16 protein-coding genes are annotated in these 17,181 nt (G+C 56.0%); 5 read left to right on the top strand and 11 right to left on the bottom strand.

Annotated features, from left to right (window positions below; translation table 11 throughout):
- Positions 1-403 precede the first annotated feature (403 nt).
- The gene (locus EC839_RS23580; RefSeq protein WP_132833208.1) at positions 404-1,363 is read right to left on the bottom strand and encodes a tyrosine-type recombinase/integrase; all 960 of its coding nucleotides are present in this window, start codon (positions 1,361-1,363) and stop codon (positions 404-406) included.
- Positions 1,364-1,539: 176 nt separating this feature from the next.
- On the opposite strand from EC839_RS23580, the gene EC839_RS23575 reads away from it, so the two are divergent.
- The 4 genes from EC839_RS23575 (at position 1,540) to EC839_RS23560 (ending at position 9,546) form a co-directional block, all read left to right on the top strand.
- Positions 1,540-3,270: a class I SAM-dependent DNA methyltransferase gene (locus tag EC839_RS23575; RefSeq protein ID WP_132833207.1), complete on the top strand. Its 1,731-nt coding sequence runs from the start codon at positions 1,540-1,542 to the stop codon at positions 3,268-3,270.
- On the top strand, positions 3,260-4,618 hold the full coding sequence (locus tag EC839_RS23570) for a restriction endonuclease subunit S (protein WP_256681103.1): 1,359 nt from the start codon (positions 3,260-3,262) through the stop codon (positions 4,616-4,618). The genes EC839_RS23575 and EC839_RS23570 overlap by 11 nt, the downstream gene beginning before the upstream one ends.
- A gap of 100 nt (positions 4,619-4,718) precedes the next feature.
- Positions 4,719-7,841 carry a type I restriction endonuclease subunit R gene (locus EC839_RS23565; RefSeq protein WP_132833206.1) on the top strand — a complete coding sequence of 1,041 codons (3,123 nt, stop codon included), beginning with the start codon at positions 4,719-4,721 and terminating at the stop codon, positions 7,839-7,841.
- Between the two features lie 1,327 nt (positions 7,842-9,168).
- The gene (locus EC839_RS23560; protein ID WP_132833205.1) at positions 9,169-9,546 is read left to right on the top strand and encodes a hypothetical protein; all 378 of its coding nucleotides are present in this window, start codon (positions 9,169-9,171) and stop codon (positions 9,544-9,546) included.
- A 645-nt stretch (positions 9,547-10,191) separates the two neighbouring features.
- On the opposite strand, the gene EC839_RS23555 is transcribed toward EC839_RS23560, so the two are convergent.
- The 3 genes from EC839_RS23555 to EC839_RS24720 form a co-directional block, all read right to left on the bottom strand.
- Entirely contained in the window at positions 10,192-10,653 is a 462-nt protein-coding gene (locus EC839_RS23555) for a hypothetical protein (RefSeq protein WP_132833204.1), read from the bottom strand.
- A gap of 564 nt (positions 10,654-11,217) precedes the next feature.
- A complete protein-coding gene (locus EC839_RS23550; protein WP_165904704.1) occupies positions 11,218-11,556 on the bottom strand; it encodes a DUF1413 domain-containing protein in 339 nt (112 codons plus the stop codon).
- 152 nt (positions 11,557-11,708) lie between these two features.
- Entirely contained in the window at positions 11,709-11,840 is a 132-nt protein-coding gene (locus tag EC839_RS24720; RefSeq protein ID WP_256681102.1) for a hypothetical protein, read from the bottom strand.
- Positions 11,841-11,897: 57 nt separating this feature from the next.
- Between EC839_RS24720 and EC839_RS23545 the strand changes: the two genes are divergently transcribed.
- Positions 11,898-12,140 carry a hypothetical protein gene (locus EC839_RS23545; protein ID WP_132833202.1) on the top strand — a complete coding sequence of 81 codons (243 nt, stop codon included), beginning with the start codon at positions 11,898-11,900 and terminating at the stop codon, positions 12,138-12,140.
- 221 nt (positions 12,141-12,361) lie between these two features.
- Here the strand turns inward: EC839_RS23545 and EC839_RS23540 are convergent, their stop codons facing one another.
- From EC839_RS23540 to EC839_RS23520, 7 genes are all read right to left on the bottom strand, one after another.
- Positions 12,362-12,571: a hypothetical protein gene (locus tag EC839_RS23540; protein ID WP_132833201.1), complete on the bottom strand. Its 210-nt coding sequence runs from the start codon at positions 12,569-12,571 to the stop codon at positions 12,362-12,364.
- Positions 12,572-12,872: 301 nt separating this feature from the next.
- Entirely contained in the window at positions 12,873-13,784 is a 912-nt protein-coding gene (locus tag EC839_RS23535) for a replication initiation protein (protein ID WP_165904703.1), read from the bottom strand.
- Positions 13,785-14,546: 762 nt separating this feature from the next.
- The gene (locus tag EC839_RS23530; RefSeq protein ID WP_132833199.1) at positions 14,547-15,230 is read right to left on the bottom strand and encodes a hypothetical protein; all 684 of its coding nucleotides are present in this window, start codon (positions 15,228-15,230) and stop codon (positions 14,547-14,549) included.
- Entirely contained in the window at positions 15,151-15,432 is a 282-nt protein-coding gene (locus EC839_RS24290) for an AAA family ATPase (RefSeq protein ID WP_165904702.1), read from the bottom strand. Before EC839_RS24290 ends, EC839_RS23530 begins: the two co-directional genes overlap by 80 nt.
- Positions 15,429-15,614: a hypothetical protein gene (locus EC839_RS24285; protein WP_165904701.1), complete on the bottom strand. Its 186-nt coding sequence runs from the start codon at positions 15,612-15,614 to the stop codon at positions 15,429-15,431. The genes EC839_RS24290 and EC839_RS24285 overlap by 4 nt, the downstream gene beginning before the upstream one ends.
- Before the next feature lie 272 nt (positions 15,615-15,886).
- Positions 15,887-16,012 carry a hypothetical protein gene (locus tag EC839_RS24715; protein WP_256681101.1) on the bottom strand — a complete coding sequence of 42 codons (126 nt, stop codon included), beginning with the start codon at positions 16,010-16,012 and terminating at the stop codon, positions 15,887-15,889.
- Positions 16,013-16,274: 262 nt separating this feature from the next.
- Complete coding sequence (locus EC839_RS23520; protein ID WP_132833197.1) at positions 16,275-16,940, bottom strand: AAA family ATPase; 666 nt, start codon at positions 16,938-16,940, stop codon at positions 16,275-16,277.
- Between the last annotated feature and the right edge of the window lie 241 nt (positions 16,941-17,181).

Genomic DNA, 17,181 nt, shown 5'->3' with positions numbered 1-17,181 from the left:
GAGGGCGCAACCCGATTCTGGTATCTACCGGAAATCGAGCCACGAGCCTTTGCAGAAAGTGGTTCTGCTTTCCTGAAGAAACACCATAAAGAAAAAGCGCGAGCCCTAGAATGGGACTCGCGCTTGATTCTTGCCTTCCTGCCTGCCATCTTCCATTGATGAATCACACCCTGCGATTTCCTTGGCCGGCCATCCTTGCCGGCATGAGCCACTCCGTAGCCCACATCAAAAGGTTAAGCGCTTGGCTTGCAGCCTGTGAGTAGTAAGTCGCTAGCCTATTTGTAGGATATTGGTTACAGAATCGATTCATCTAAGTCGGATATTTTTTTATGGCGAATGGCCACGATTGTATGCGTACAACGTAGCAAGGCCGAAAGCCCGATTTGCAATGTACAAACCTGATTCAGAGCCGAATCCGCTCCACCTCATCGAGACTGATCTCATCCCGACGCCGGTCATACAGTTGTGTCGTCCGAGTCGAAGCATGGTTGGCCATCGCCGCTGCATTTTCTAAGGTACCCCCATTCTTCAGGTACGCGGTGATCCCGGTGGCGCGAAACGTGTGATTGCCGATCTGGGTCTCGATGCCTGCTGCCAAGGCCCGCCGGCGTACCATCGCGTGTGCGTTCGCCTGGGGCAGGGCTTTATCGCTTAGTTGCCTGGTACCGCGTCTAATGGTGCGAAACAGCGGCCCTTTCGGGTCGTCGTGGATCCCGGTCTCGGCCAGGTAATCGTGCAGACACTCCTCCAGGATGTGATGACAAGGCATCACGTGCTGCTTGCCACCTTTCTCCCGCAACCGTACCCAGAGCCGTCGGTGCTGCGTGTAAACGTCTTCGACTTTCATCCCGAGCGCGGCACCGACACGGGCGAACGAAAACACCATCAGCGCAATCAAGGCGCGGTCGCGCAGGCCTGCGTGCGTGCTGGCCTCGATGCTGTCGAGCAGCTGCCGTGCCTCGGTAGGATCCAGCACGGGGGTCTTGCCAGTGCGAGCCGTGTGGCTTGGGCCACGCACCGAAGCGGTGGGGTTGCTGGGCAGGATCTGGCCGATGACCAGCGAGTCGAACAGGTGGCGAAGCGCCGCTAGGCGCTGCTTCACACTCGGGGCGGCATACCGCTGGGTTTGTAGCTCGATCCAGGTCGCCACATGCAGCGGCTGCACGGCCGTCACGGACGGCACCCCGGCCGCCTGGCACCAGGCCAAGAAGTCATGCGCGGCGCGGGCATAAGCGCGCCTTGTGTTGGCATTGCGGATGGTGGCGGTAAAGAACTCTAAGAAGCGGAGCTCGGCGCGCGGGCCGGCTTGTTCGATCAAGGCCGACAGCGCGGGCAGAGGGGAGGCCGGGAGCGGAAAGGTCATGGGCGGGCTTTTCTATATGTGATAAAGGACATTATCACATATAGAAATCGACAATGATGGCTTTATGGAACATTACGATCACTGACGCCACGGGAGCGGCTCGCTATCATGGCGTCCTCTATTCCAGACGGTTCATTTTGACGGATCGTGCGTTGCATAAATTTCAGGAAGTCCCTATGACGGATCAAAAGATAACTGACCATGTGCCGATCCTGGCGGAGCAGGCACTCATCCAGGCCCGTGCTCGTTTTGGAACAATTGACACCACGGCAGAAGGCGAGCCTGAACCGATGAAAAAGAAGCCGGGGCGCAAAGCAGCCGTCAGCAGCACAAGCAGTACCCTGCAGGATCTGGAAAAGACCTTGTGGGCCACTGCCGACAAGCTGCGCGCCAATATGGACGCCGCCGAATACAAGCACATTGTGCTCGGGCTGATCTTCCTCAAGTACATTTCCGACAGCTTCTCCGGACGTCGTGCCGAACTGAAGCGTCGTTTTGCCGATGCCGCTGATGACTACTACCTAGGTAGCGACGATCCTGAGCTCTTGACCCAAGAGCTTGAAGAGCGCGACTACTACAAAGAAGTGAACGTGTTCTGGGTTCCGGAAGTGGCGCGCTGGGAATCCATCCGGGCCAACGCCAAGCAGGTGGACATTGGCAAACGCATCGACGAGGCCCTGGCCGCGATTGAAGCGGAAAACCCGTCGCTGAAAAATATCCTCGATAAACGCTATGCCCGGGCTCAATTGCCGGATGGCAAGCTAGGCGAACTGGTGGATATGATTTCCATCATCGGCTTCGGCGGCGATGCTCACCAGGCCCGCGACCTGCTCGGCCAGGTTTATGAATACTTCCTTGGTCAATTCGCCAGCGCTGAAGGCAAGCGTGGTGGCCAGTTCTACACTCCTGCTAGCATCGTTAAAACTCTAGTCGCAGTGCTCAACCCGCACCATGGCAAGGTCTACGACCCGTGCTGCGGCTCCGGCGGCATGTTTGTGCAGTCGGAAAAATTCATCGAGGCCCACGGCGGCAAGCTCGGCGACGTATCGATCTATGGCCAGGAGTCCAACCCGACCACCTGGCGCTTGGCGGCGATGAACCTGGCGATTCGCGGTATAGATTTCAACCTCGGTAAGGAACCCGCTGACAGCTTTATCCGCAACCAGCACAGCGATCTGCGCGCTGACTTTGTACTTGCCAATCCACCGTTCAATGTCAGTGACTGGTGGCATGGCAGCCTCGAAGGTGATCCGCGTTGGGTATATGGCACGCCGCCGCAAGGCAACGCCAACTACGCCTGGCTACAGCATATGCTGTTTCATCTGAAGTCCAGCGGGCGCGCCGGCATTGTCCTGGCCAACGGTTCGATGAGTTCCAGCCAGAACAGCGAAGGCGATATTCGCCGCGCCATGGTCGAAGCGGATGTGGTCGAAGTGATGGTCGCGCTGCCCGGCCAATTATTCTTCAACACGCAGATTCCGGCCTGCCTGTGGTTCCTTACCAAACAGAAAGTTGCCCGTCCCGGCGAAGTGCTGTTTGTCGATGCGCGCAAGCTCGGCACGAACATCAGTCGAGTGCAGATCGAGCTGCTCGATAGCGACATTGAACGCATTGCACAGACCGTGGCCAATTGGCGTGGGGTGCCGCTGGACGTCGGCGGGGATATTGCTGAATACACCGACGTTGCTGGCTTCTGCCGTAGCGTAACCCTAGCGGAAATTGCTGAACACGGTCATGTACTGACGCCTGGCCGCTATGTTGGGGCAGAGGCCGTCGAGGAAGATTACGAAGCCTTTGCAGAGAAAATGCAGAATCTCACCGCCCTGCTGGCTGAACAGTTGGCTAAGAGCACGGAGCTCGATCAGCTGATCCGCCAGAAACTAGGAGGGCTGGGCTATGAGTACTAATTTTCTACGCTTTGGTGATTTATTTCTAGAGCCTCAGCGAAATGGATTAACGCGCCCTAAGAAAGTACGCGGCGCCGGTTTCCCTATGGTGAATATGGGAGAATTGTTCGCTCACAGCCGGATCAAAAATCTAGAAATGGATCTTGTTCCAGTAAATGAAGAAAAGGAAAAACAGTTCTTTCTGAAAGAGGGTGACCTACTTTTTGCGCGACAGTCTTTAGTATTGTCCGGAGCCGGTCAGTGTTCCATTTTTCTCGGAAATAAGACAGATACGGTCTTTGAGTCACATCTGATTCGCTGTCGACTAGACCAAAAAAGATTCAACCCTAATTTCTATTTTTACTTTTTCCGTTCCCCTGAGGGACGGAGAGCTATTGAGGCAATAGTTGAACAAGGTGCAGGAGCCTCTGGAATTCGGGGGAGTGATTTGGTCAACGTTCAAGTGCCAACACCATCGAAAAGCTACCAAGATGAAGCTGCCGGCTTGTTAGCAAAAATAGATGATCGCATTACCCTGCTACGCGAAACCAACGCTACCTTGGAAGCCATCGCCCAGACGCTGTTCAAATCCTGGTTTGTCGATTTCGATCCGGTGCGCGCCAAGTCCGAAGGGCTCGAGCCGGAAGGGATGGATGCGGCCACTGCAGCGATATTTCCGGACAGCCTCGAAGATTCTGAGTTGGGGTTGATACCCAGGGGGTGGAATGTAAACCGAGCTGATTCCTGGTTAAGTGTTCTCGAAACGGGCCGTCGGCCCAAAGGGGGAGTAGCTGGAATCGCGGACGGCATTCCTAGTATTGGCGCTGAAAGCATTGTGCGAATTGGTATATTTGATTACTCAAAAACCAAGTATGTAACTTCTGATTTCTTTGAGAAAATGAAGTCTGGCGAACTTCAATCGCACGATGTTCTTCTTTACAAAGATGGTGGTAAGCCTGGGGTTTTCTTGCCTCGGGTCTCTATGTTTGGAGATGGATTTCCATTCGAGAGATGTGGAATAAATGAGCACGTTTTTCGTATTCGTCTGAAAGAGCCATTTACTCAGGTTTTTCTTTACTATTGGCTTTGGAGTGATGCAGTTATGCATGAGCTAAAGCATCGTGGAGGAAAAGCTGCAATACCAGGTATCAACCAATCGGATGTCAAAGAATTAAAGTTGCTTGTCCCAAGCACGCATACTTTGATAAGTTTCAGTGAGATTACATCGCCGCTAATAAGCACAATTTTCGCCAATTCCAAGCAGGCTCAAACCCTTACCCAGCTCCGTAATACCCTGCTGCCGCGTCTGATTTCTGGGCAGCTATGCCTGTCGGAAACTGAGGTTCAGATCGAAGCGGTATGTGCATGAGCTCATCAAGTACTCCCGTCCTGCTTAAGGGCTACAAGGCAAGCGTTGCCAAGACTGAGGCAGCGTCCAGCAGGTAGTTGGACACAGGAAGTGAAGTGGAATGACCGAAGATCAATTGGAGCAGGAAACCCTCGGTTGGCTAACAGAGGTGGGCTACACCCATTTGTATGGGCCAGATATCGCCTATGACGGCGAGAGCCCTGAGCGTGATAACTACCGTCAGGTGGTTTTGGTCGAGCGTCTGCGCAGCGTCATAGCCAAGTTCAATCCTAAGGTACCACTGGTCGCGCGGGAAGATGCGCTCAAGCAGGTGCTCGAATTGGGGTTGCCGGTACAGCTGTCGGCCAACCGACTGTTCCATCGCCTGTTGGTCAGCGGTGTCCCCGTGCAGTACCAGAAAGATGGTGAAACACGTGGTGATTTCGTCCGCCTGATCGACTGGGTCGAGGTAAAGGCCAACGACTGGTTGGCCATCAATCAGTTCAGCATTCAGGGGCCGAAGCATACCCGGCGTCCGGACATCATCCTCTTCGTCAACGGCCTGCCGTTGGTGTTGCTGGAGCTGAAGAATCCAGCAGATATTAAGGCTGACCTAGGCAAAGCCTTCGACCAGATCCAGACCTACAAGGAACAGATACCAGATCTGTTTCAGTACAACGAAATCCTGGTGATCGCGGATGGCAGCGAAGCGCGCATGGGCTCGTTGTCGGCTGATGCCGAACGCTTCATGAATTGGCGCACCATCGATGGCCAGAATCTCGACCCGCTGGGTCAGTTCAATGAACTAGAGACCCTTGTGCGGGGTGCCTTGGCGCCAAACATGGTGCTCGATTACCTGCGCTACTTCGTGCTATTCGAGGATGATGGTCGCTTGGTAAAGAAGATTGCCGGCTATCACCAGTTTCACGCTGTGCGCGCGGCCATCCAGCAGGTGGTCAGCGCCTCGCGTCCCGGCGGCACGCATAAAGGTGGGGTGGTCTGGCATACCCAAGGTTCGGGCAAGAGCATCACCATGACCTGTTTTGCCGCCCGGGTCATGCAGGAAGCAGCAATGGAAAACCCGACCATCGTGGTTATCACTGACCGTAACGATCTGGATGGCCAGTTGTTCGGGGTATTCTCGCTGTCCCAAGATCTGCTGCGCGAACAGCCAGTCCAGGTGGAGTCCCGTGGTGACTTGCGCAGCAAGTTGGCCAACCGTCCGAGCGGCGGCATCGTCTTCGCCACGATCCAGAAATTCATGCCTGGTGTGGATGAAGACACCTTTCCAGTGCTGTCCGACCGCTCAAACATAGTGGTCATTGCCGACGAAGCGCACCGCACCCAGTATGGCTTTGGCGCCGAACTGAAGGCCTCGGAGGGGGTTCATTCCGGGGAGAGCCAAACTCATTACCAAGTGGGCTATGCCCAGCACCTGCGCGACGCCCTGCCAAACGCCACGTTCGTGGCCTTTACCGGCACGCCGGTGTCCAGCGAAGACCGCGACACCCGTTCGGTGTTTGGCGAATACATTCATATCTATGACATGCAGCAGGCGACTGAAGATGGTGCGACCGTCGCCATCTATTACGAGTCGCGCCTGGCCAAACTGTCATTGAAGGACAATGAGCTTCCTGCGATTGACGACCAAGTCGATGAGCTGGCCGAAGACGAAGAAGACGATCAGCAGTCACGCCTGAAAAGCCGCTGGGCCGCTTTGGAAAAAGTGGTCGGTGCAGAACCACGTATTCATAGCATCGCTGCTGACCTGGTCAAACATTTTGAGGAGCGTAACCAGGGCATGGTGAGCGTGGGTCAGATGCCCGGCAAAGCCATGGTGGTGGCCATGAGCCGCGAGATCTGCGTGCACCTCTACAATGAGATTATTACCCTGCGTCCGGAATGGCACAACGAAGATCCGGAGAAAGGTGCGATCAAAGTCATCATGACCGGTAGTGCCTCAGACAAGGCCTTGCTGCGTCCGCACATCTATTCCAGCCAGCTTAAAAAACGCCTGGAAAAACGTTTCAAGGATCCACTCGATCCGCTCAAGCTGGTGATCGTCCGTGATATGTGGCTGACTGGTTTCGATGCGCCGTGCGTCCACACCTTGTACGTCGACAAACCCATGAAGGGTCATAACCTGATGCAGGCCATTGCTCGGGTAAACCGAGTATTCAAGGACAAGCAGGGCGGCCTGGTGGTGGATTACATCGGCATTGCCAATGAGCTAAAAGCTGCACTCAAGGAGTACACCGGAAGCAAAGGCAAGGGCCGACCCACCGTCGACGCCCATGAAGCGTATTCGGTATTGGAGGAGAAACTCGACGTCCTGCGTAGCCTGGTGCATGGCTTCGACTGCAGCGATTTCCTCACTGGCGGACACAAGTTGCTGGCCGGGGCTGCCAACCATATCTTGGGCCTAGAAGATGGCAAAAAGCGTTTTGCCGATAACGCACTGGCCATGAGCAAGGCCTTCACCCTATGCTGCACGCTGGATGAAGCCAAGGCCGTTCGCGAGGAGGTAGCGTTCTTCCAGGCCATCAAGGTGATCCTGATCAAGCGTGAAGTCAGTCAGCAGAAAAAGACTGACGAAGAGCGCGAGTTGGCCATCCGCCAGATCATTGGTAATGCCGTGGTTTCCGGCGAGGTGGTTGACATCTTTGAGACCGTAGGCCTGGACAAGCCCAACATCGGCCTGCTCGACGACGCGTTTCTCGCCGAGGTGCGCAACTTGCCCGAGAGGAACCTGGCAGTCGAGCTGTTGGAGCGCTTGCTTGAAGGCGAGATCAAGAGTCGTTACAGCACCAACCTGGCCCAGGAGAAGAAGTTCTCCGAGCTTCTGGCTAATGTCATCAAACGCTACCAGAACCGCTCGATCGAAACCGCTCAGGTCATCGAAGAATTGATCGAAATGGCCAAGAAGTTCGCTGCCGCCAGTCAGCGTGGCGATGCACTAGGCCTCAACGATGACGAACTGGCGTTCTACGATGCGTTAGCTAACAACGAAGCCTCGGTGCGCGAACTGGGCGACGAGATTCTAGCTAAAATTGCTCATGAGCTGACCGCTAGCTTGCGGGCTAACGTCAGTGTCGATTGGAGCAGCCGCGAAAGTGTGCGGGCCAGACTGCGCATTCTGGTGCGGCGGATCCTGCGCAAATATAAATACCCCCCAGATCAGGCCGAGGAAGCCGCGCAGTTAGTGCTCAACCAGGCCGAAACGCTTTGTGAAGCATGGTTATAGTAGGCAGGCCGTTACAATGTCTGGCAACACAACACCTTTCCACATTTGCCTCAGGTATGTGGAATCGGATGCGTGTTTGTAGGCCCCTGTTTTTGGTGAAGTATCGCTCATTGACGATAGGTATCGAGCTGAGCACGCCATTTGTCCACATTTGCGCTGGTACGTAGGGACAAATGTGGGCCTGTAGGCCATGTGCGCGATGGAGCACTATCCATTGACTATGGGATACACGGTATTTGTCCACCTTTGCATACTGTCATTGATTTACCATAAATTAAGTTATGCGAAGCAGCGACAGAGCCAGGCAGGGCTACCAGGGCGCAGATTTCGCGTCAGCGGCTCAGCCCAACCGCAGGCCATACCTAGATTGGCGATTCCATTATGTGCAAATGTACAGTAACACGCTGGCTCAGTAGCACCATAGCGCGCATCAAGCGCCATTTCGCTGAGCGTAAAATTATTTATATATGGTTTGGCGTGATTCCCGCAACGTTCGCAATATTCATCCGCTGGATGGTACCCGCTGGCGCTTCTCTAGGCATGAAGCCTAATGATGTCATCCAGGATTTAGGCCAGTTCGCCACTGTAGGCGCGTTTTGGATTGCATTCCAGCACCTCCGAAAGAGTAAGGAAGATGTCGCTGAGACTATAAGGCGGGAGCGACAAAAATATTTTTTTGACGAATCACAGGCTTGCTTGAGTGAGATGCTAGGTACGGTCAGGGAATTCAAGCCCGAAAACGTGTAGATACTAATCTTATCGATTTTCTACACACGATGACGGGACATGCTGTCACATTCAAGGACCAGGCTGATAATCTTACTGATCCTATGTCGCGTAGCGTTATGATTAGGCATTGGCAACATGTACTTTGGTGAGCTGCTATCTAAGCCACATAGGATTGATCTAATCTCGCAGCTAGTAGTGCACTGCTAATAAAAATTGATAATATTTAAGTGCAAGCGAAGCAGAAAAGTGAAAAATGTAACTATATTAATATGCTTCGTACGTTCTACTACTCTAATTTTTCACTAGAGGGGCTGCACAATCAGCTAGATAGGAGCTTACAGAAAAAGCTTCACGCAGAAGGCGGGAGGTTCATGCTATTCAACGACGGTAATAATATCGACTCCTTCCTGGCAGGCACCTTAAATATGCCGGACATAAGGGCTATAGCACCCGAAATCGCTGCACTATATGACAGATAAGCGAGCAACAAATCCTCTGTATAGCTGTATAAAAAGTTTTTTGAAATCTGGAATTCTTAGCGAGGCTGTCGGCACGCCAAAGCCTTGCGGTTCAACCCTATGATAAGGTCTATAGCATCATGTCAACCTATTGGGCACCCAGTAACGTCCCCGACTTAGAGATTGCGCTAGCTGTGGAGCTGATCAGTCCACGGCCAATGACCCCAGCTCTGCACCGGGACCTGATGGAGTACAAATTGGAGCGCCTAGTGCGCGAAGCAGGCAAGTATGCCAGGCAGATTTTGGAGGGATCAGAAGAGTATGCCCCGGAAATGTACGTGATAGCGCAGGACAGCAATCCGGAGCACTACGCAATCTCGATACTGCACAGCGACACGATGATGCAAGCACTCAACCAGATCGATTGGAGCCGACAGAATGAGCTGCCCCGACCGCCCAGCGAGATAGCTGAAGCGCTTAAGGACCAATGCCTGGCTAGCCTGCTCGAAGTGCTCTAATCAAAGCCGGCGCAGGGCCTTGCCATGCCTAATGCGCTGGCCCAGCAATGACAGAATGTCCATGAAATCGCCCGCTAGGTTCTATATCAACTACGTAGGGATATGCCCTGAATGACCCGACCGACTCTCAGACGGTGCTGCGCCCGATGTCTAAACGTCATCCTGAAGCTCTTGGGAGAGGGCGTAGAAGTCCGTAACGAGAGAATTCCACGTGGCCACATTGCCCACGGTTTCAATGGTGAGCTCCTCTTCCTGGTAGATAAGGAAGAGGACGGCACTCCTGAACGTTCGACCGATTAAACCTTCCGCTTGTAGATCGTATGGTTCTGCGCGCTCTTGCGCAGGAATACCAGGCCGACTCACGCTCGACCCACCTGCCTAGGACCAGGCGATCACGGCCCTCACGATTGTGCTTTTTAGACAGGTAGGTGCCACAAATCGAAGGGGGGATGTTGATCACGTCCAGTCTGGCTGATCTGGTATCGCATGGAACATGGCAGCGAGCCTTTGAAGTCGCCTTGACGCACGAACACCTGCTTGTGTCCGTAGTACAGGATTTTTGCTTCGGCTCAGTTCGGCCAGGCCTTCAGGTGGATCTCACAACGGTATTGATTGGCGGGTGGCCTTCTGCTTTGCGGATAGCGCTCATGTAGTTAAGCGCCGCCAGGCGCGGGGGAGGGAGGGGTGCTCATTCCGACATCCTCCAGGCGCGACGACGAAGCTTCGGCAGCGCTCGGCATCGATGCCACAGGGGTGGTTTTTGACCTGGGCTGTCAGGGCAGTGCGGGCGGCCTGCAGCTTGACCGGATCCAGGTTCAACCCCTGGGGTTGCTCGGGCTTCTGGTCGTGGTGCACATGTATGGCGGCGCGGATCCCTTCGGCGGTGTCCAGGTCCGGGTACCAGTCGAGCAGCTGCTGGTAGGTGTCGAACATCGCCGACACCACATAGACCGGATTGCCCGGTGCGGTGAGGGCAGTGTAGTCATTCGACAAGCTCCAGATGGCCAGTATCGAGACAGGGAATCCGGTAGAGTTTGAACCCTTGGCAGCTTGCGGCACGGGGTCCGCCAGGATGCGTACTGCGCCACTCATCCATTTCCCGCTCATACGATCCGTCCAGTGTCTCTAGGTACTCTCTGGATAAAGCCGGTCTGCACCATTCATGGATCACAAGCGAGTCAGCGAAAACCGTAGCTCGCTCTTCATCAAAAAAGACCGCGAGCGGCTCATCACTCATGTACGGTTTCTGCAGTTCCCCCCGCTCGCCCATCACCACGAAAGCGAACTGGCGTTCGGAGCTGGTGTTGTCTGGCGGTGCATCCTGTGGCATGGTTTCCATTCCCTCTGTTGTACCTCTCGCGTCACCCATCCCATCCCGATTTTCTCGACCCGAAAGCCTTGCGGGACAGGTACGAATGGGTTCGCTTAACATAATGGTTGTTATGCGAAGTCGATTCTCACTTGCCTCGATCGAGGCGGCTCCAGTTTTGAGGATGAGATAAAGCTTTGTTAGAAGGAAGAGTGGCCAAAGCGGATTTCCGAAATGTAGCGCCGCCGTTGGCGGCTCTATTTGATAAGCACGGAGACGCTTACCGTACGATATAACTGTATAAAAACACAGTATTTTCCTTGAAATCTGGGCCTCTTAGCGAGGTCCAGCCCTTCGGATTTCTAAACCAGGCGCTTGTAGATCGCATGGTTCTGCGGGCTCTTGCGCAGGAACAGCAGGCCAAACTCAGCCGACTCTCGCTTGACCCATTTGCCCAGCGCCAAGCGCTCAGAGCGCTCCAGGACCTCCCAGTGGTCCCGGCCTAGGATCTGGGGAATCTCGAACTCCATCTCGGCCGGCAGGTTGGGGACGTTGCGCTGCAGCAGGCGAGCCGCGCGGATCATCGGACTGTCCACCTTGGAGACGTGCTCCTCGAGGGCCTCGAGGATAGCGGCCTCGATGTCAGGCTGGGTCTTAACCCAGGTAGCAATGGAAGGGGTGAGGTTGATGGATACGTTCATGGCGGTGCTCCTGGCGTGGTAGAGTTCTACCATGAAATTTATATCCTGATTCTTTAATCAATTCAGCAAAGAAATTTAATTATTTTTATCATTTGAACAGGGCCAGACCCGTTCTTCTCGTCTAACTCACGCAATACATGCTCGGCGATCACTTACCCATCCTGCCAGTGGATGGCATCGATGCTGTTGTCCGGGTACTGGCAGCGGTCACACAGGCCGGCCAGGTAGTCTTGGAAGTCGTGGCGCCGGGGAGTGAGCGTCGGGATCTGTCGGGGATCACTCATAGCTGAACTTTCCAGACCTATACTGTGCATAAAAACAGTATTAAGGAGGGAGATATCATGCCCAGCTACCACTCACAGTTCCGCTACCACACCCAGACCGAGCGCCCTGATGGACAGAACACCATGCTGGGCAAGGAGGTAGCTGAAGAGATGAACCGGCTGCGCATCGCGATCCTCAACCGCACCTCGCTGATCCGCAGGCTCTCCTACCAAGTGGAAGACGCGCAGCTCAAGGCCAATAGGTTGCGCCAGTGGGCGCTCGACCTGATGAAGGAGAACGCAGCGCTGCGCTGGGCATAGCCTCGCAGAACCTGCCGCACCTGCCGTCGCGGTACCCGGACAGCGCGCCGGCCAAGGCCCTGGGCGCCTCCCGCACCAGCGAGGCTGACCGGACGCATTACTTTATTCCACCGCCGGCGCTGACCCCGGATCTGCCCAGTTGGATACCCACGGTGAAGTAGCCAGGCACAAAAAAGCCCTCTTGCGAGGGCTTCTTCAGCATGGCACGAACCTGGTTGGCATCACAAACCAAAGCGCGTCACGCCCATATACGCCATATACGCCAGGGCCACAGCTACCGAGATACCGGTCAGCCCTGGGCCTACGAGCCAGAAAGGGGATGCCATTTTCTCACGCTGCAGCTTGGACCGTTCCATGAACGCTTCAAATTCAGCGGCGTCCTTTGCACGCGAGGTCACATCACTGCTTTTGATTTGCTGTTGGGCATTCATGTTGAACTCCTGAGGTGACAGCGGGTGCCGTAGGTTGTTTAAGGAGACCCGTCACCAACGTGATGATAACACCTGCGATGACCGCGAAAACGGTCATCCATTTACGCCATCTTTCATGCGAAATCTCTTGGACTTCCAGCTGGAGCTTCTCCACCTCTAGCCGAGTCTTGCGCAGGGTCTGCTCTGCCTGATCCTGCTCCGGTGTAAGAGCAGGCGCAGCCCCTTGCGCAGCCCCTTGCGGTGGTTGTGATGGATTGGACATGGCATTCCCTTGGTTGGTTTATCTGGTGAAGCGATGCCGCTACAGCAGGACCGCCTGGGGTGTCTCAGGCAGGCCGTGCTCAGCGCGGATACGCTCTTCGGCGTCCTCGATGCTGACGCGCCAGGCGAGGGCCTGCTGCTTGATGTAGTCGCGGGTCAGCCACTCGGGGTCACCGGTGGTCTTGCGGCGCTTGGCCGCTCGTAGCTTGGCAGGGTGCTCAGCCAGGGCCGGCTTCTCCTCCGGCTCGGGATCCTGCTCGATCAGCTTGGCGTCGCCATCCTTGAACTGGTAGCTGAAGTCCACGGCCACGACGGTGCGGCCGTCCTTGACCGGGGTCCACTCGACCTCAATCGGGGTGTGCTCGTTGATCTCCTTCACCGCAGGATCGATCACACGCTTACGCAGCTCTCGATAGTCGGGGTACTTGCCGACCAGGCCCAGCATGAAGCGCAACTGCTCGAGCGGCACGCGCACATACTGGGTGGTGCGCCACTGGATGAGGATCTCAAACAGGTGCATCGCGGTGCCCGTGCTGAGCGCCATGATGTCGGTGAGCTTGTAGTGCGTAAACTTCTCGGTCAGCTGCGAGATGTAGGGGATGATCTCAGCCGCAAAACGTAGTCGTACCAGGCCGCCGGAAGGGGAGTAGCTGACCGCAGGAACCCAGGTAACCCGCGTCTTCTCGTCCCGGCGAGCATCAGCACCCATGCCTTGGTTCAGAGTGACCTTGCGGTCGCCCAGTCGCTCGGCAGCCTTCTTGAGCTCACCGTAGCAGTTGTTCGTTGAAACCCCCGCCATCTCGGCAATATCAGTGGCCTTCACGGTAAAGATCCGCGCCTCGTCGATAGCCTCATCCTTGCGAATCTGCGCGATGCACGCGACCAGGATGCGCCACTCGTAGACCGAGATATCGAAACCAGAGGTGACCAGCGAATTGGCCTTATAGACCACGGGGGTTCGTGTCATAGGAGCTTGCCCTGCTCTACAGATAATCGCGGGCCTACTCACTGCTATCGGCCACAGGAGCGATACCTTACTGCCTCACCCAGCCGACAGTCTAGCCGTTCAGCTTCGAGCAAATGCTCGATATCACCGGCAAATGTGCGCCGATCTGTACTGAATCTGCCCCCCTACATCAAATCTGTCCACCTATGAGCAAGCGGGCTGTGCTGAAGGTGCCCGCATTTCCTCTAGAGGCGCCCTTCTGCGTACTGAAAGTGCCCTCATTTCATACTGAAAGTGCCCTCCTGTCGTACTGAATGTGCCCTCATTTGGTACTGAAAGTGCCCTCCTGTCGTACTGAAAGTGCCCTCATATTACCTCGTAACCTATTGATATATAAGGTTTTTTTTGGTTCTAAATCTTTTAAATGTTCTTAAATATATAAATCTTTTAAATGGAACGGCTGACGGTACCAGGCTTGAGCAAGGGCCTGCTCCTTAGCCCAAATGTTGGACAAATCAAGGGGCCAAATGAGGGCACTTTCAGTACAGACTGCCCCTTTTACTCTAGAACTTACCGTCGCAACCGAGAAATGACCCATTCAACTGCTGTTGGTACCGTTCGTCTGCCCGCTGAACGTGGCACGTGTGCTGGATTTCACGTTAGCTCAGGCCCCACGGGCGCTTGAAAGGGTGTGTACTGAAAGTGCCCTCATATGAAAACGCCCGGCACAGGCCAGTCGTAGGGGATTACTTGGGCTTGGTCGCTGGATCAGGCGCCGGATAGATCGCCTTCTTGATCCGCTGCCAGCCGTAGCAGTTGAGGCATTCCAGCCAGCCCGAAGACTGGTAGAACACCGCACCGGTGTCGGCGATCTTGTGCTTGCAATTGCAGGTGGCTCCACCAAGCGGTGGCTCGCAACTCATAACACACTAGGAGCTCCTCAGCGCGCCGTAGCGAGGCGATCGACAGTTGGGCCTGACGCTGGGCTCGGATCAGCGCTTCTGCGCTAACAGTGAGCTTGCTGAGCAGCGGCTCGGCCAGCAATTCGCTCATGGCTTTCTGCAGGGCATTGGCTGCTGCGTGGCACTCCTGGTGCACCTCCTTGAGGCGCTCCTCGGTGGCCAGGCCTTCGACCCGGGCACGCACCTGGCTGGCTACGCCGCTGGCGCGGGTGCGGACCTCATCGACAAGGCTGATGTCGGCGAACTCCTCGACCTTGTTGTTCAGCGCGGTGGCGCCAAAGGTCGGCACGCCGGAGGTCTCACCCTGGCGGCTCTGGACGAAGAGGTTGTAGTCCTTGGCGCTCAGGTCAAGCATCGACTCGACCTCGGCGGTGACCGGGGTGTTGCCATTGGCCACCAGGCGCTCGCCTTCAGCCTCCAAGCAGACCAGCTTGGCGGTGGTCTTGCTGCGGGTGACGCGGTACCGCTCGCCGACGTTCTCGAACTCCAACTCCAGGCTGTAGGTGGTCTGGTCCCCAGGTGGGGATGTGCTCTTTCTTGCCGAGCACCACGGTCACGCCGTAGAGCACAGCCTCTATGGCCTGCAGCAGGGAGCTTTTGCCACGGACGTTCTCGCCGCAGATGATGTTCAGGCCATCGGTGAAGGTGCCGAGACGCTTGAAGTGGGTGGTACTGAGCTTGATCAATTTCATGGCGTGTCCCAGCCCACCGGCGCGGGCCGGCAGGGTGCGATAGGGATGGAGGGTGAGGGCTGCACCTCGGCCATGAGTTCCTCGAACAGCGGGAGCATGTCGGTACCGGCGAGCTCCTTGCCGATGGTGGTCTTCAGGTCGACCAGGGCGGGCCGGGCGGCCTCTTCCAGGACCTGCAGCATGCCACCGATCTGCAGCTAGTTGCGCACCGCGCACAGGTCCGGGCCGCAACGCCATCTCCGGACTAATCCCCGATGGCCGCAACCCTTCCCCGCCGCCGGCACCTCCTGCAGACGAGCCCTAATACCACCCCTTACATAGCGGCTAGCCTACTGGCCGAATCGCTTCGCGTAGGCAATCAAGTAGACGGCTGGTCGGTACCAACTAGATAGCAAAAAGGCTGCTACTAGACATCTAGTAGCAGCCTTGTAGATAGTAGGTAGTCGGCTAGTGGCTAGCCACCAAATTCCTCCCTGTCGCGCTTGATCTGCTCAGCCAGGGCGAAGTTGATGTACTTGCTGCGGTCCATGTGGCGCCGGCTGGCAGACTCATCGGCCAGGGGCAGCAGATCCAGGCGCACGCCCAGGGAGATCTTCTGGGTGGTCTGCCGGGACTTCTTCGGCTTTCCACCTACCAGCGTGCTACTAGATATCTGGTTGCTATCTTCCGGCTTGCTTGTGGATGCCTCATCGCTATCTACTGGCTTGCTACGAGCTAGGGGAGCGTCTGGGGCGCTGTTGTAGAATCGCTCGAGCGCTTCCTCGCTTGGAGCACGTTGTTCCTGGGCGGCGGGGACAGGGGCTTTGGGTGGCATCATCGAGGGACGGCCTGGTCGTGCCATGTCATTCTCCCTGGAAGATGTGTTTCAGCAGGCGCTTGAGCTCGTCGCACGACTTGTCGCCGGCGGGCATGGTCTCGAACACGCACATGCCCTGGGCGGCCGACAGCGGGAAGGCCTTGCGGCGGACCAGAGCGCTTTTGACGAAAGTCAGCTGCGGGAAGTGGACGAGCACTTTCTCGGCGTCGATATTGTCCTGGCTGTTGATGCCCGGGTCGGCCGAGTTCAGGTGGCAGATCACGCGCAGCGGCGGACGACCGGCGTCCAGGCGCGCGGCCTGCACCTCGTCGATCAGCTCGCTCAGCTGCTCGAGTGCCCAGGTATCGAACGGCCGGGGCTGATAAGGCACTACTACCACGTCAGCCAGGCCCAGGGCGTAGCGCAGCGTCTGGGAGTCGTGGCCACCGCAGTCCATGATCACGTCGTCGTACAGCTTGGCCTGATGGCGGATCTGGGTGTGATATTCGGTGCCTTTGGTGAAGTGAACGCAGGCAATCGAGGGCGCGATCTCTGCTGACATCCGGACGCCGATGGCCTTGCTGCTGGTGCCCTGCCGATCGCCATCAGCGACCAGGACATTGCGGCCCTGCAGCGCACGCGCCGCGGCGATCTGGATGGTCTCGACCGATTTGCCAACACCACCTTTGGTGTTGCCTATCAGGACTAGCATGCTGTGATTTCCCTGTGGGTGTGGGTTCTAGTAGCAATATAGTAGCTGGCTGCTAAGTATCAGGAAAGCATCTACTAGATATCTACTTTAGATCTCCTAGATATTTAGGGAAATTTGAGATCCGCCAGCAGGGCGCCGGAGGAGGGGAGGGCGCAACCCGATTCTGGTATCTACCGGAAATCGAGCCACGAGCCTTTGCAGAAAGTGGTTCTGCTTTCCTGAAGAAACACCATAAAGAAAA

It is taken from the genome of Pseudomonas sp. JUb52 (assembly GCF_004341115.1).
GTDB lineage: Bacteria > Pseudomonadota > Gammaproteobacteria > Pseudomonadales > Pseudomonadaceae > Chryseomonas > Chryseomonas oryzihabitans.
This window is presented reverse-complemented; position numbering and strand designations above follow the sequence as displayed.